The following is a 13,898-nucleotide window of genomic DNA, read 5'->3' as shown; positions in this document are numbered from 1 at the left end:
CCCGCGGAGCGGGATATGCCCCGGCAAGCCGGGGCATAGAGTGCGCAGCGCGCAAGCGCGCTGCGAATTCCCGCGCAAGCGCGGGAATTGAATTCCGCAAGCGGAATTCTAAAGGCGGGTCAATTCGCGCAAGCGCGAATTGCGAGCACCCGCGCAAGCGCGGGTGTCGAGGCTGGCAGCAAGGGGAGGTGCATCACGCATGGGCCTGTGTAGGGCTTGGGGATCCCAGCCACCACCCCCACAACGAGAGTGAGTGACGGACCGTCGGCCTGACGGGGCGCCGACCCTACCGAAGTGACGGGCTCCGCTGCGCTCCACCCGAACCCCTCCCCCACCCTCGAAGCCAGCCGCTCACGTTCACTAATACCCCGCCAGCATACACATCAACCCGTCACTGCGGGGCGGAATGTGGCGACGCCTCACCTGAGAGGGCGAACGCGCATTCAGCATGATGCATCATCCAGCGCGGCTGTGTAGCTTTTGGGACCTGGTTGCACCACCACAGGCTCCGGCCAAAAACTCACCCGCTGAATTCAGAATCGCGCGCCCTTGAACAGCTTAGCCACAGAACGGAAGCCCGATATGGGAATGCTGGAATTCGGCATGCGGAGGTACATGAGCCGTGCGGCCGCCAGGCCGCACGGCGGAACCCACCACCGGCACCGGCCACGCCTCCAGGCTTTTGAGCGTCACGGCTGGCACCCCCCGAGACTTAGAGCCGATGGTGCCCTCCACGGCCCGCACGGGAGCCGTCGGGCCGTACGCGAAGCCGCCTCAGCCACGGAGGGGTGCGTGCGCAGGAGTGGAAGGCCGCTCGTGCCGAGTGTCGGCCGCGGGCCGGGGCGCCCGGAGAGTGCGCGCCTGGGTGCCCCGTCTGTTGGTGCCGTCGGTGGCGGGATGCCGGGACGATCCCGAGGCCCTGGTGCGACCTCGCGCGCGCGTGCGTCTTAGGGAAAAGAGGGGGCCTCGCGGAAACGCGCCCTGACCTGGGCTTTTCCGGAAGGGGATGTGTCAGCCACAACACATTGACCTGCGGAAATGTGTCCGTGGTGCCACAGCGACACCCGTATTTGCCAACCCAGCTTGTACAACTGTGGAACGTTGCTGGTGAGACAGGGTTTTCAGGAAACACGGCCCGAATCCGCTGTGTCGGCGCCGACACCAAAGCGCCACGCCAGCATGTACAAATCTGCCAACTGAGCTTGAACAACTGCTAGTGTCCGGCGCGTACCCCACAAGATCGAGGACAGGACCCCCGTCGATGCCTCCCCAGCCCAAGCGCCCCTCCGCCGGCCGCGGCAAGGGCCGCATCGCTGCCGTTCCGCCCGGTGGTGACAGCGCCTTCCGCGAGACCCTGTCCTCCCGGCTGGGCAAGGACATCAAGCCGCCGACCCGCAAGCGGGCCGTGCAGCAGATGGACGTCAGCGTCCGGTACACGTACCGCGCGCCCCACGACATGTACGGCCGGTCCGGCTACAGCGTGGTCTCCAACGACTTCCTCGCCGACGTCCTGGCGGTGCTCATCGCGCAGCACGGCATGTCGCCGATCCAGTCCGCGGTGCTCCTGTGGTGCATCGGGCGGCAGCGCGAGGGCTGGCTGCGCGCCACGCACAAGAAGATCGCCGACAAGCTGGGCGTGGAGCGGTCGAACGTCACCCGGGCCATCGGCCGCCTGGAAAGCTGGCACATGATCCAGCGCGTCGACAACGGGCTGATCTTCGTGAACCCGATGCTCGGGTTCGAGGGCAACGGAGACGTCCAGCGCGAGATCCTGGACGCGCTGCGCGACAAGGAGACCGGGAAGCTCCCCGAGGACGTCTTCCCGGCCCTCAACGCCCCGCCGCCGCCGCGCAGCGTGCAGCTGGAGCTCGGTGTCGAAGACGGGGAAGATGGAGTCGTCGACGAGGAGGGGCAGGCATGCTGATCCAGGCCAGCGCCGGTTTCGGAATGCTGTACCGGCTGGACCTCACCAAGGCCGCCATGGAGTTGCTGAGCGCCCTCATCGAGCGCCAGGAGCCCGGCGGCGAGGTGAACGCCTCCCAGGCCGAGCTGGGGGCCCGCGTGGGCCTGTCCAGGAACTCCGCGAACACCGCGATGGCGCTGTTGGAGAGCCGGAACCTCGTGCTGCGGCCCAAGGACCGCAAGTACCGGACCTACTACCTCCACCCCTACGTCGCCTCCTACGCCTCCCAGGAGCACCTGGAGGAAGCGATCGAGGACGCCGCCGAGCGGATCGAGGCCGGCGAACTGCCCGAGATCACCGCCCCGCTGTACGAGACCGCCCCGCCCAAGCGCCAGGCCCAACCGCTCCGAGCCGTGCGCGCCGCCGGCTGATGCCGCGCGCCATCACCTCCGGGTGATAACCGACTGCGGAATGTGCCCCCGACGCACAGGAATGTGCACCGGGGGCACATTCACCTGCTCCGAGCGACGAGCACCCGGTGCGTACATCGTTCCCCTCCAGGGGAAACCAGCAGGTCAGGGGCGTGTGACGCGGGCGATCGGTAGCACTAGGTGAACCGGTTTGTTTTGGTTCTCCAGAACAAACCGGGCTGCTCCGGCCCTTGCGTACATCGTTCCCCTCTGCGGGAAACCCACAGGCAGTCGCACCGCCGGGTGGCGCTGGTGCCAGCGTTTCGTGGCGGCAGCGCCACCGAACAGCGCCGTAGGTCGGCAGACTCTGACGCACGGCGCTGCATGCAGCAGCCGTGCATAGACCTCGTCCGAACATCGCAGATCTGCGATCTTATGCAGCCGCTGCAACGCGCCCTCGGCCCGCTTCCCGGCCCCGGAGCAGCGGACGCGGGCCGGCTGCAGCAGCCCCGAGCAGCAGCGTGCAGCAGCAGGCCGTGCTGCACCGGCCGAGGCCGGCCCGCTACCCGAGCAGCACCCGTGTCCCGCCTGGCCCATGCAAATACTGCGCTGCGCCGCGACACCGCCCTGCTGCACCCCGAGGACCACCACCAGGACCACGAGCAGCACCCCCGGCGACAACCGCTGCTCCCCACCGGGTAGCAACCTGCTGCACACCACGGCGAGCAGCACGACCAGGAGCAGCAGCACTGACCTCTGACAGGTGATCTTGACCGATTGCCAAGTGACCTTGACGTACGGCCGGAACTCAGCCCTCTGCCTGGACCTCGTCCGCCTGCATGCCCTTCTGGCCCTGCACGGCAACGAAGGTCACCCTCTGGCCTTCCTTCAGGCTCTTGAAGCCGTTCCCTTGGACCGCCCTGAAGTGCACGAACAGGTCCGGGCCGGATTCCGGGGTGATGAAGCCGTACCCCTTTTCCTCGTTGAACCACTTCACAACGCCGTTCTGCCGCTCCGCCATGTTCACTCCTTGGATCGCCTGCTGTAGCCGGACGCGCAAGCGCCCCGGTGAGCTGATCATCACCGACGGGAGGGCGGAAACCCGGGATAGGCACCGCCATCAGACTCACCCGGCAAACGGTCAAGATCAACTGCCACGGGTGTCAACGGGACAGGAGGTGACCTTTGGCAGGCGACTTTGACCGATTGACAGGCGATCTTGACCGCTGCCGTACGCACGTTGCCCGGCGTTACCAAGCCGGGTGGTGGCCGTCACAAATCGCGCCGGGGGCGCACACCCACCGGGCTCGGCGGCCCCGGCGGTTCTCCTTGAGCACAGGACCCGCTCCGGATTGTCTGGGTTGGAGGGGGCCGGACGGCAACCCCGCTGCGGAAGGAGCGCCCATGAAGATCCCAGTGAGCACGGACGTCACGCCCCGGGAGAAGTCGGTGTGGGTGCGGTGGCTGCCCAACGCCCTGCCGGCCGCGGGCTACGTCATGCTGGACAACTCCTCCGATCAGCCTTTGGAGGTCACCAAGATCAAGAGCCCGGACTACGCGAAGATCACGATGTACGAGACGGTGACGGACGCGGAGTCCTCGAAGATGGTGAAGCTGGACAAGGTCACCCTCACCCCCAAGGGCGGCTTCGCCTTCTCGCCGGACAAGGCCCACATCATGTTCGAGAAGCCCACCCGCCTGATCACCCCCGGCGACAACGCCCGGGTCGTGTTCTTCCTCAGCGACGGCCGGATCTTCAAGGTCCGCATGCCCGTGCGCACCTCCCCCGAGCTGTACTGACCCGCCCCCACCAGCCAGGAGAGCAGCCGGACATGACCACCTACCACCTGGACCTGGGCGATGGCCGCACCGAGGCCCTCGACTCCGTCACCAAGCTCACCCTCGTCGGCACCCCCGTCGACATCGACACCTACGCGGTCGGCGACTTCAAGTCCCCCGTGCCGCTGTGGGGCAGCGTCGTACTCACCCGCGGCGAGCAGCGCCATCCGGCCACCACCCGGTGGGCCGAGGACGTGGAGAACACCGACACCCACCAGGACATCGTCCTGATCGCCGACGGGCGCCGCATCCGCCTCGCCGGCGCCTACGCCAGCACCACCTACCACCTCGACGAGGACGACGACCCCGACGCCTTCGCCATCAGCTTCACCGACATCACCACCGACAAGTAGCACCCGCCAGTCGGTCAAAGTCACCTGTCAATCAGTCAAGGTCACCTGTCAAAGGTCAAGCACCCCGTGGACGCAGGCCCTCGCCTCACACCTCACGCCCTCATAGGCACCGCGCCCACCTGGGGAAACGGGCTGTGTGCCTCACAGGAGCAGCCGGGATGGGAGGTCTACAGGACGGTGCCGTGCAGGGCGCGGCGGTCGCCGGACATGGCGTAGCGGCGGGCGGCGAGGCCGTGTTCGAGGGGTTCGCCGATCTGGTGGCACAGCAGCGCCAGGACGTCGGCAGCTTCGGTGTCGGAGAGGTAGGCCGGGGCGACTTCGAGCATCAGCTCCCCGATCGCGTGGGTGCTGGCGGCGAGGTCGTCGACGACGCGGCGCAGCGCGGCGACGGCCGGGTCCGCCGGCGGTGGCGGTTCGGGGGGCGGCGGAGGCAGTGCGGTGCGGACGTCGCGGACGGCCTGGCGGACCACCGCGCGCACCGTGTCCGCGTCGAGGGCCCGGAGGCCGCTGTGGGCGAGTGTGGCGAGGCGGCGGGTGATCAGCTCCGCGACGTCGCCGGAACGGGCGGAGACGGCGATCAGGGCGCGCTGGGACAGGCCGTAGTCGAGCGCGGCCGCGGCGGCCGGGCCGGTGTCTCGCGTGCGAGACGGATCGGCGTGGGCCGCGACGGCGCCGTGGATCGCGGCGAGGGCGCGGGCGACGTCCAGGAGCCGGTACGCCTGGGCGCGGCTGATGCCGAACTCCGCGGCGCAGTACGACTCCCAGCTGCTGTGCCCGAGGGGGAGCCAGACGCGGGCGGCGTGCGCGTCGCGGACCCGGGCGGCGAGGACCGCCACGGAGCGCCGGACGTCGTCCATCGCCTCGCGCAGCCCGGCCGTCATCTCCCGGGCGCGGGCCGCGGTGAGCGGCGGCTGCGTTGGTTCGGCGCCGTGCTCCTGGCCCTCGTGCTGCTCGCCCACGACTCCATCGTCCTCCGGGCCGGCGGGCCGCACCAGGGCGTGCGGGAGCACCGCCGGGAGCTCCGCCTCACACCCTCACAGCCTCACAGTTCACCTCGTCTACCTGGGGAAACACCCTGTGAGCCTGCCAGCCTCACAGCGTGACACCGTGCGGGGCGCGGGTCTGTCACGCTGATCCGCGACGGCGGGCGCGGGCCCGCCGCACGACGCGAAGGGGGCCAGGTGGCGGGCATCGAGCGGGAGCCGGCGGAGGTGCGGGTACCCAAGACGGCGCTGGACGCCTTCGCCGCGGCGCTGAGCGTGCGCACGGTGGCGATGCGGACGTGGCCCGACGGCATCGAGTGGATGTACCCGGTGGGCACGTGGGAGGACGAGCACCTGGAGGTGGCGCTCATGCCCGGCGGCGAGGAGGTGTGGCTGCGGATGTCCACCGGCCGCTCCAGCGTCGCCGTGTGGACCATCGAGCAGTGGTGGGCCTTCTCCGGGGAGCTTCCTGGCGCGACGCCGCCGCCAGCCTGAGACGCGAAGCCCACGGCGGGTTCGGCCGGCGCACGGACGGCGGAGGTCGGCGTGGCCCTGGCGGGCCCGGGTCGTTGAGCACCCGGCCGCACCCGCAGGCCCTGCGGCAGGGTGCTGAGCGCCGTAGCGACGCGAACGAGGACCGATGCCGAAGAAGCCCGCCCACGACCCGACGTACGGCTACGACCCGGAGACCAACACGGTCCGGGTCGATCAGCACGACCTGGCGCGGCTGCTGCTGATGTTCCGCAAGGTGATGCGCGAGCAGCCGCCCGGCAAGTGGAAGCACATGGACGACTTCGACCTGTCCTTCGAGCGCCTCGCGGACGCGGTCGACGCCAGCTCGGAGATCCGCTACGGCAAGCGCTGGACGGGGCCTGATCTGCGGATGCGCTGCACCACAACCGAGCTGGTCTACAAGTGGCCGGGCGGAGCCCCGTACGACGGGGAGGCGACGTTCACCTGGCTGGTGCCGGGCTACGGCTCGCACGCCACCAAGGACGAATCCTTCCGGGGCGTCACGCACAAGGCGCTGTGCGGGTTCAGCTGGACGAAGGACAACAGGCCACGCCGGATGGAGGGCCCACCGGAGTGCCCGGAGTGCCGGCGCGAGGTGCAGCTCGGTGCCGACCGCTCCCGCGGCGCCTGGTGACAACTGCCCGGCTACGCGTTGCCGCCGGGGTGATTACCGGTGGATACGGCGGTGGCTACGATCGGAAACGGCCTGACCCCGGCAGCTGCAATGCCGGGGTCAGGCCGTTGTCATGGGTGGCTACCCGAGCCAGACGATGTTCAGAACCGTCAGGCTGTGCAGGGGCCGGTTGATCCAGTAGGTGACGGAGAGCTGGCCGACGGCCGCGTAGCGGACGTCCTCGCCTTCGTCGTCGGTGTCGAACTGCCCGAAGCCCCACGGGTCTGCGGCGGCCGCGGCGAGGATGTCCCACACGATGTCCACCGCGTGCTCGGGCAGGGAGTCGAGGACCTTGGCGGCCGGGGCGGAGACGCGGACCGCGTACGGCGACGGGCTCACCCGCGCCGCCGGCGGAGCTCCGCCAGGTCGATGGCGTCGCTGTCGTCGTAGCCGGAGGCGACGAACGCGTCGACGGCCGGGGCGTGCGCGATGCGGCCCTGCCAGTCCTGGATGACCTCGTAGAGCCCGGCCAGGGAGAACGTGCGCCGGGATTCCTCGAGGGCGGCCGACCACTCGCGCTCGAACGCCGGCACCCAGGTGTCCGCGCGCTTGTCGGCGCGCAGCTGGGCGAGGAGTTCGGCCGGCGCCCCGGGCGCGGGGGCGTACGGCGTGACGGGTGCGTGGTCGGGCTGCGCGCTCATCTGGTCCTCCCGGCGGGTCGTCACCTCACGGTACGCGCGCCGGGTGGCCGTGGATGCGGGCATGGACGGATCCCCTCCTACTGGGTGCGCAGGGTACGGGCGACGGCCTGGGCGTGCTCGCGCAGCGGCAGGTCCTGCTTGTCCCAGGTGGCGGCCACGTAGTTGAGGAGTTCGGCCGTGGCGCGCTCCGAGTCGCTCGGGTCGCTGGCGAGCAGCTTGTCGGCGGCGAGGGCGACGTCGACGGCCGGGGTGGACAGGTCTTCCGTGGCGAGGGCGTTGCCGCGGTCGACGTCCAGGACCAGGAGGTGGCGCACCTGGTTGCGGGACTGGATGGTGATGGTGTCCTCGCGCGGCGAGTCCGCATCCGCGCTGACGAAGCCGGGGTGGTTGAGGATCGCCGCGGCGATGGCCTCGGTGAGCACCGGCTCGGGCAGCAGGTCGTCGGCGGTGGGCTCCGCCTCCTTGAAGGTCAGCGTGTAGTTGATGCCGGCCTCGGTGGTGAACCACACCGTGTCGCCGCCGGGGTCGGCGTCTGCGGCCGCGAAGTGCGGGCTGCGGCGCAGCGCGTCGGCGACGCGGACCGGGTCGTGGTCCGCGTCGAACAGCGGGCTCTTGTCGCGGTCGATGGGCGGAAATTCAGCGGGTCATGTATTCGCTCCTAGTCAGTAATCCAGATCGAGGTAGTCGATGTCGTTGATTTCCACTTCTGACAGTCCCATAGCGCGACCGCCGCCGTCCTGGAAATACACTTCCTTAAACCCTTCGGCGATGATTCCGCGCATCTGCTGGTCGCTGGCCCCCGCGTCGCGGGCGTCGAAGAGGCGCTGTGCGTACTCCGGGGGGAGGTGCACGGTGAGTCGCCGGAATCGTCCGTCGTCGGTTGTGCCGACCGGCGCGGTGTAGCCGAACCGGGCGCGGGTCTCCACCGTGATCCCGCCGGTGGTGGCGGCCTTCTTCTGCCGGCGCTTGCGCACCAGCGGCTGCCACCGCTGCCGTACGGCGTCGTCAATCTTCGCGGCGACGTCGGCGCGGGCGTGCTTGCGGGCGCCGCGCCGGTAGCGGTTGACGGAGTCGGCGGTGACCCCGAGCTCCTGGGCGACGGCCTTCGCGCTGCCGAACTGCTTGAGCAGGAACCCGATCTGGCCCTTCAACGTCTTGGGCGGGTCCTTGGTGAACGCCTCGCGGTCGGCCCGCTCGATCGCTTCCTCGATCTCCCCCACGGTCTACTCCCCTTCGTCCAGGACGGCGTCGCCGCCCTTGATGTGGCGGGCCGGGTTGAGGCCCTTCTCCATCAGCTCCACCGCCCACAGCATCGGCTGGACGCCCTCCAGCTTCGCCAGGCCGGGCGTGGGCCCGAGGCGGAACCCGCCGGGCTGCGGCTTGCCCGAGGCGGCGTACGGCAGGAAGTCCAGCGGGCTGTTGCCGGAGCTCGGGTAGACGACGCAGTCGGAGAGCACGGCGAGCGGGAACAGCCCGGTCATCCGGGACATGTTCAGCAGCTTGCGGTGCATGTTGACGCGGGCCTTGGAGATGACGGCGGCGCGGATGTCCGGGCGCCAGGTCGGCCGCATCATGGCCGGCCACGGCTCGCCCTCCTTGTAGTTCTTGCCCTGCGGGTTCTCGAACAGCTTCCCGATGCCGCCCTTCACCGTGCCCTTGATCGCGGCCAGCACGGCGGCCATCGCCGGGTCGACGTCCTTGTGCCGCTCCATCGCCGCCAGGAACTCCACGTCGGTGAGGTCCTTGGTGACGCCGAGGTCGGCGAGGGTGTCGACGTACGCGGTCTTGAGCCGGTCGTGCCACGGGTCGAGGTACGCGCCGGTCTCCTTGCGCAGGTACGCCTCGATCGGGGCGACGTTGTAGCCGAGCTCCTGGGCGTAGGCGACGGTGTTCGTCTGGTACCAGGCCGGGCCGGTCGGGCGCTCACCGGTCGGCGTGAACGGGCTGGGCAGGCGCGGGTCCAGCTCGATGCCGGACAGGTCGACCAGCCATGAGCCGGGGATCTTCGGGTTGAACGGCGGGTTCACGAAGTGGACCGGCTCCGACAGACCGACCGTCAGCCGCGCGGCGGCGGCGAGGAACGCCGTGTTGAGGTCCAGGCCCACGGCGAAGGGCAGCAGGCACTCCTCATCGGTGAGCGTGTCCACGTCCCGCACCCACTGGTACGCCTCTTCGTGCAGGAAGCCGCCCTTCCACCCGGAGTGGTAGATCGCGGGGTGCTCGGGCTGGCCCTCCGGCGGCGCCGGGTCCATCGGCTCTGTGCCCAGGCTGCTGGGGTTGAGGCCGGACACCCAGTTGCCGGTCGCTTCGTCGCGCACCGGCCGGGTCGGCGGGCGCAGCGCGGTCATCAGCTCCAGACCCGAGACGGCCGTGGAACCGCGCGGGGTGATGACCCGCTGGGCGTACACGCCGAGGACGCGGGCGATGTCGGCCGGCTCCATCTGAGCGACGCCGGGCCAGGACCGCTCATCGAGGGCGTCCCAGGGCAGGATCACCAGCTGCACGCACTGCCGCTCGCGGCCCTGCGCCTTGCGGTAGATCCGCGCCCACGGCCCGAACCCGCGCTGGGTGAGCTGCCACTTCGCCTTCGCCACCTGCTTGACGACCGGGTGGTCCTCCGGCAGGCGCAGGCCGCGCCGGTCCTCCAGGCGCTCGGGCAGCCCCAGCTTCACGGCCGCCGTGACGGTGAGCACGATCAGCGGGTCGGCGTCCTTGCCGTGGCGGTGCAGCTTCGGCGCGCCGAGGCCGGACTCGCGCAGCGTCCACTCCACCAGCTCCACCACCGTGGTCGCCGGACAGTCCAGCACGATCCCCTCGGCGCCGTAGGCGGAGCCGTCGCCATCGAGGACGGCCAGCGGGCCGTGCGGGAAGCGCGGGTCGAGGGCGGGCGCGGCGGTCTTCCTCGCCGCCGGGCGCCGGGACGACGCCGCCGGGCGCGCGGCCGGACGGGCGGGGCGCCCGGGCGCGACCGCCGGCGCGGCAGTCTCCGGCTCGGCCGGGGCAGCCGGGCCGGTGAACGTCTCGGGCGCCTCCGGCTGCGGCGCGGCGGCCGGAGCCGGGGCGGGTGCCGCCGGGGCGCCGCTGGCGGGGTACTTCGCCGCCCACCCCTTCAGGAGTCGCTGGTAGGCCTCCAGGCGCGGAGACTTCGGCTCGGAGCGGCCGTTCTCGTAGTTCTTCACCGTCTGCGTCGATGTCTTCAACGCGACCGCGAGCCGGGCCTGGGTGATACCGGCGGCTTCGCGCAGCCGGGCACGCTCTGCCGGGGGCGGGAGCTGCGGCTCCTCCTCCAGCAACGCGTCGATGTTCGCGAACAGCTCTTCCTCGGACGCCATGTCGATCTCCTCTCGCGCTCCCACCCTAGCAGCACTTACCCTGAAATTTAACCCATTCTTTAACTCTGTTGAGGATAGTTTCTGACCGGTGTGTCCGTCCGGCGCGGGTTCTGGCTCACACCTCACAGGCTTCGCGTACGAGGCGATCACCTCGGAAAACGCGGTGTGAGGCTCATAGAAGGCGGACCGAGTTCCCGAGAGAGCGCCCCGTCGACCGGGGAGGCTCGCTACCGTGGCGACCATGGCGGAACAGGGCGAGGCACAGTCGTGGTCGACACGGGCGCGGCCGGGCGCTGCCGAGCTCCCGCCGGGCGCACCAGCCGGGACGGTGCGGATGGTCACCGGCACCCGGGCCCGGCTGGTGAACGACCAAGAGGCCCGCGACTTCGGGATCTCCACCGACCGGGCCTGCCTGGAGATCGAGCAGATCTTCTACGACGCGGACGATGACGTCCTGCGGCACACGGTCACTGTCGACTACAGCGGCCAGTCGCACGTCATCCGGTACGTGCCCACCCCCGAAGAACTCGCACTCCGCGAGTAGCCGGCCGCCCCCGCTCGCCCGGCCGGGGCTGATCGGCGGATCCGGCTGGGCGGGGCCGGTACCGTGCCCACGACAACGACGCCAGCAGCTGGACCAGCCCGCCGACCAGGCCCCGCTCCCAGCGGGGCACCCCGTCAGCATGAGACCGGTTCCCGCCGGTACCAGATGGTGGTGTTCTGGCCGGGTTGGTGGCCGGCTCTCCGTCTCGATCGGTGGGTCCGCGGGTGCACAGCGGACCCACCGACGGTCAGTGCCGGGTCTCCCACCACAGGATCAGTACCGTCACTGCGCCGCTGCCGAGCTTTTGTGCGGCGCCATGCGCGAACTGAGTGTGCAGTTCGCGCCGGCTTGTCCATTCGACCAGGCGAGCAACGGTCGAGCGGATCCACCAGGACAGGCGAGCCGTGTACCCGGGCCCCTCATTCCCGCTAGGGTTGGCCATACGGAGTTCCTTTCGTCTGCGGGCGTTCTGGAACACCGCGCAAGGAGCCCTCCCAACTCAGTGGCCTCGTAAACCCGTTGGGGACGCAGGGCTCCTTTCGCGTTGCCAGGAGTATATGGAGGCTTCCCGACACCCCCGTGGTGTGGCCCGCTCGCCGTGAGCGCCTGGGGCGGCCCCAGGGACGCCCATGCGGAGCTCAGAGCCTGGCAGGGGGTGATCGAGCCCGAATGCGGGCTCACCGGCCGAGCCGATGAACTTGCCGCGGCCGTGCAGCATCGCCAGCTGACCGGCCGGGGCCGCTGCTCGCGGCTGCGGCCCGTCAGCCGACGGGGAGTTCCTGCGGAAGTGAGGGCGAGTGGAGGAAGGGCCCCAGGACGGAGCTTTCGAAGTGGGGGTGGGAGACGGTCTCGGGGTAGGAAGGGTCGCTGACTGGGCAGGGCAGGTGCCGGGTGGGGTCGAAGCCGAGCATCCGGGCGAAGTGCCGCCACACGCGGGCATCGATGGACCAGCCGACCGCGGCGTGGTGAGTGGCCAGCAGGTGGGCGGCGAGCGGGTCGCCGGCCCCGGCGGCGAACCGCCACCAGTACAGGGCTCCGTCCCGCCGGTCGAGGGTGTAGAGGAGGCAGGCGAAGGTGCGTGCGCCGGCGCAGTCGTAGTCCGAGGCGAAGGCGTTGATCGTCTCCAGGTCGTGGGAGTGCAGTACCCGGTCGCACAGGGTCCGGACGTGGGCGACGACCGCTTGGGGGCAGGTCGTCGGGTTGGTGGCGATGATCGGGGTTGGCCGGCGGCGGCGTCCGCGGGGGAGCGGCCGCTCGGGGGAAGGGCCCCGGAGGCTGCCCACAGTGGGACGGTTCCGGGCGCGCTGGTTGTCCTTCTCCGCCTGGGCGATGCGCAGGGCCAGCCTCCGGGTCAGATCGGAAGGGTCGTGGTCCGCGAACTCGGCTTCTACCTGAGCGCTTTCCGCCTGGAGGAGTTCCTCCAGCTCGGTGGGGTCCATGAGGTCCATCAGCTCCGTTTCCCGTTCATGAGTGAGCGGAGGGTCTTGATGCCGCGGCAGACGCTTGTCTTGGCGCAGCCCTCGGAGATGTCGAGCCGGTGAGCAATCTCCGGGTAGGTGAAGCCCTCGAGGTGGCGGAGCCTCACGCAGGATGCCTGGGTGGGAGCGGCCTTCTCCAGCTGCTCCAGGGCCTGGTCGAGCTGTTCGTGGCGGCGCAGCGCGTTCACGTCGTCCCCGGTGGTCTGCGGCATCCGGCTGAGGAGACGTTCGTGCTCCAGGTGCCGGGAGATCGTGCGGTAGTAGTCGATGATGGTCTCGTTGAGGATCTTGTAGACCAGCGCCATGGGGTTCTGGTGGGCGAGGATGCGGACCCATTTGCTGTGCATCTTGCAGCCGGCCGTTATCACCGCTTCCTCGGCGTCCCGGCGGTCGTGCAACCGCAGATGGGCGCGTTTGAGGAACTCCTTCTGGTGCTGCTCGAAGAACACCTCGAACGAGGGGGGAAGCTTGGCCGGGTCCGGCTCGGTCATGTTCTGATCGGGGTGCAGATGGTTCACCAGCTGCTCCCTTCCCGAGGCGGCCGGCCGTGGGCCGGTGCCGTTTCGGCAGCCGCGCGTTCCGGCTCACGGGGGTGTCCGGGGCGGCAGGCGTGCCGGGCGGGGAAGTACTGCGTGCGGGGGCGCAGCGGGGTCGTGCGGATGGTGCACCGCGAAGCGGCGGTGGGGGGCGAGGCGGTCATCCAGTAGGCGCCGCACAGTACTGCGAGCGCGTACCAGGCCATGTAGTGCCTCACGGACCCTCCTTGTCCAGGGATAGGTGCCCCCGGACACGTCGTCGGGACCGGGGGAAGGCTCCAGGTGTGCGAGCCTTCACCCATCTCACCGACAACACAGCGCCCTCGGTTAACCACATAACGTGATCTTTTCAGGTGGAGGTCCATCCTCCGTGCTTGATCGCCTCCGGACCTGCACATTTCCCTGTCCACGTGATGCAGGACACAGCGCGCTTGAGTTTATTCGCGACCTCCCGTACCCGGCGCACTCCACCCGATCCGGGAGATCCGACGATGGGGACTACACCTGCGCGCGGCCTGTCCCGGCGACCGGCCCTCCGACCAGCCCGACAGTCCAAGCTCGATCGGGTCCGCTGACCTTCGGGTACCGACCCCAGCTCGGGCGTGTCCGTCACGAGTCGGCTCCTCCTTCCGGCCAGCCGTCGGCTCCCCCTCGCTCGACGTCGAAACCATGCGCCGAAGGGGCCGATACTTC

19 protein-coding genes are annotated in these 13,898 nt (G+C 69.9%); 8 read left to right on the top strand and 11 right to left on the bottom strand.

The window, feature by feature from the left end:
- Positions 1–1,261 precede the first annotated feature (1,261 nt).
- The 3 genes from ACFYNS_RS30330 (at position 1,262) to ACFYNS_RS30320 (ending at position 3,015) form a co-directional block, all read left to right on the top strand.
- Positions 1,262–1,924, top strand: coding sequence for a replication/maintenance protein RepL (locus tag ACFYNS_RS30330; protein WP_236246816.1), 663 nt, complete (start codon positions 1,262–1,264; stop codon positions 1,922–1,924).
- Positions 1,918–2,334 carry a hypothetical protein gene (locus tag ACFYNS_RS30325; protein WP_388606044.1) on the top strand — a complete coding sequence of 139 codons (417 nt, stop codon included), beginning with the start codon at positions 1,918–1,920 and terminating at the stop codon, positions 2,332–2,334. Before ACFYNS_RS30330 ends, ACFYNS_RS30325 begins: the two co-directional genes overlap by 7 nt.
- A 558-nt stretch (positions 2,335–2,892) precedes the next feature.
- The gene (locus ACFYNS_RS30320) at positions 2,893–3,015 is read left to right on the top strand and encodes a hypothetical protein (RefSeq protein WP_388606042.1); all 123 of its coding nucleotides are present in this window, start codon (positions 2,893–2,895) and stop codon (positions 3,013–3,015) included.
- A 106-nt stretch (positions 3,016–3,121) separates the two neighbouring features.
- Here the strand turns inward: ACFYNS_RS30320 and ACFYNS_RS30315 are convergent, their stop codons facing one another.
- On the bottom strand, positions 3,122–3,334 hold the full coding sequence (locus ACFYNS_RS30315) for a cold-shock protein (RefSeq protein WP_358290777.1): 213 nt from the start codon (positions 3,332–3,334) through the stop codon (positions 3,122–3,124).
- A 383-nt stretch (positions 3,335–3,717) separates the two neighbouring features.
- On the opposite strand from ACFYNS_RS30315, the gene ACFYNS_RS30310 reads away from it, so the two are divergent.
- A complete protein-coding gene (locus ACFYNS_RS30310; RefSeq protein ID WP_358290779.1) occupies positions 3,718–4,113 on the top strand; it encodes a copper chaperone PCu(A)C in 396 nt (131 codons plus the stop codon).
- Between the two features lie 32 nt (positions 4,114–4,145).
- Positions 4,146–4,505: a hypothetical protein gene (locus ACFYNS_RS30305; RefSeq protein ID WP_388606040.1), complete on the top strand. Its 360-nt coding sequence runs from the start codon at positions 4,146–4,148 to the stop codon at positions 4,503–4,505.
- 167 nt (positions 4,506–4,672) lie between these two features.
- Here the strand turns inward: ACFYNS_RS30305 and ACFYNS_RS30300 are convergent, their stop codons facing one another.
- Positions 4,673–5,464, bottom strand: coding sequence for a hypothetical protein (locus ACFYNS_RS30300; RefSeq protein ID WP_388606038.1), 792 nt, complete (start codon positions 5,462–5,464; stop codon positions 4,673–4,675).
- 222 nt (positions 5,465–5,686) lie between these two features.
- Here ACFYNS_RS30300 and ACFYNS_RS30295 point away from each other — a divergent pair, with 222 nt between their 5' ends.
- Positions 5,687–5,983: a hypothetical protein gene (locus ACFYNS_RS30295; RefSeq protein WP_388606036.1), complete on the top strand. Its 297-nt coding sequence runs from the start codon at positions 5,687–5,689 to the stop codon at positions 5,981–5,983.
- A gap of 145 nt (positions 5,984–6,128) precedes the next feature.
- The gene (locus tag ACFYNS_RS30290; RefSeq protein WP_388606034.1) at positions 6,129–6,635 is read left to right on the top strand and encodes a hypothetical protein; all 507 of its coding nucleotides are present in this window, start codon (positions 6,129–6,131) and stop codon (positions 6,633–6,635) included.
- 120 nt (positions 6,636–6,755) lie between these two features.
- Here the strand turns inward: ACFYNS_RS30290 and ACFYNS_RS30285 are convergent, their stop codons facing one another.
- The 5 genes from ACFYNS_RS30285 to tap form a co-directional block, all read right to left on the bottom strand.
- Positions 6,756–7,013, bottom strand: a complete 258-nt coding sequence (locus ACFYNS_RS30285) for a hypothetical protein (protein ID WP_388606032.1) — start codon at positions 7,011–7,013, stop codon at positions 6,756–6,758.
- A complete protein-coding gene (locus ACFYNS_RS30280) occupies positions 7,010–7,315 on the bottom strand; it encodes a DUF6247 family protein (RefSeq protein WP_388606050.1) in 306 nt (101 codons plus the stop codon). The genes ACFYNS_RS30285 and ACFYNS_RS30280 overlap by 4 nt, the downstream gene beginning before the upstream one ends.
- Positions 7,316–7,392: 77 nt before the next feature.
- Positions 7,393–7,824, bottom strand: a complete 432-nt coding sequence (locus ACFYNS_RS30275) for a hypothetical protein (protein WP_388606030.1) — start codon at positions 7,822–7,824, stop codon at positions 7,393–7,395.
- Between the two features lie 153 nt (positions 7,825–7,977).
- On the bottom strand, positions 7,978–8,535 hold the full coding sequence (gene tpg / locus ACFYNS_RS30270) for a telomere-protecting terminal protein Tpg (RefSeq protein WP_388606028.1): 558 nt from the start codon (positions 8,533–8,535) through the stop codon (positions 7,978–7,980).
- A 3-nt stretch (positions 8,536–8,538) separates the two neighbouring features.
- Positions 8,539–10,647: a telomere-associated protein Tap gene (gene tap / locus ACFYNS_RS30265; RefSeq protein WP_388606026.1), complete on the bottom strand. Its 2,109-nt coding sequence runs from the start codon at positions 10,645–10,647 to the stop codon at positions 8,539–8,541.
- Between the two features lie 241 nt (positions 10,648–10,888).
- Here tap and ACFYNS_RS30260 point away from each other — a divergent pair, with 241 nt between their 5' ends.
- Positions 10,889–11,191 (top strand): hypothetical protein, encoded by a 303-nt coding sequence (locus ACFYNS_RS30260; RefSeq protein WP_388606024.1) that lies wholly within the window; start codon positions 10,889–10,891, stop codon positions 11,189–11,191.
- Positions 11,192–11,438: 247 nt separating this feature from the next.
- Here ACFYNS_RS30260 and ACFYNS_RS30255 read toward each other — a convergent pair whose 3' ends face one another.
- The 4 genes from ACFYNS_RS30255 to ACFYNS_RS30240 all read right to left on the bottom strand — a co-directional run bounded on the left by ACFYNS_RS30255 (position 11,439) and on the right by ACFYNS_RS30240 (position 13,423).
- On the bottom strand, positions 11,439–11,633 hold the full coding sequence (locus ACFYNS_RS30255; RefSeq protein ID WP_388606022.1) for a hypothetical protein: 195 nt from the start codon (positions 11,631–11,633) through the stop codon (positions 11,439–11,441).
- A gap of 319 nt (positions 11,634–11,952) precedes the next feature.
- Positions 11,953–12,639, bottom strand: coding sequence for a hypothetical protein (locus ACFYNS_RS30250; protein ID WP_388606020.1), 687 nt, complete (start codon positions 12,637–12,639; stop codon positions 11,953–11,955).
- Entirely contained in the window at positions 12,639–13,187 is a 549-nt protein-coding gene (locus ACFYNS_RS30245; protein WP_388606018.1) for an RNA polymerase sigma factor, read from the bottom strand. Before ACFYNS_RS30245 ends, ACFYNS_RS30250 begins: the two co-directional genes overlap by 1 nt.
- Positions 13,184–13,423 (bottom strand): hypothetical protein, encoded by a 240-nt coding sequence (locus ACFYNS_RS30240; RefSeq protein ID WP_388606016.1) that lies wholly within the window; start codon positions 13,421–13,423, stop codon positions 13,184–13,186. The genes ACFYNS_RS30245 and ACFYNS_RS30240 overlap by 4 nt, the downstream gene beginning before the upstream one ends.
- Between the last annotated feature and the right edge of the window lie 475 nt (positions 13,424–13,898).

Source organism: Streptomyces sp. NPDC006925 (assembly GCF_042869575.1).
GTDB lineage: Bacteria > Actinomycetota > Actinomycetes > Streptomycetales > Streptomycetaceae > Streptomyces.
Note: the sequence above shows the minus strand (reverse complement) of the source record. Positions and strands in the feature narration are given on the sequence as shown.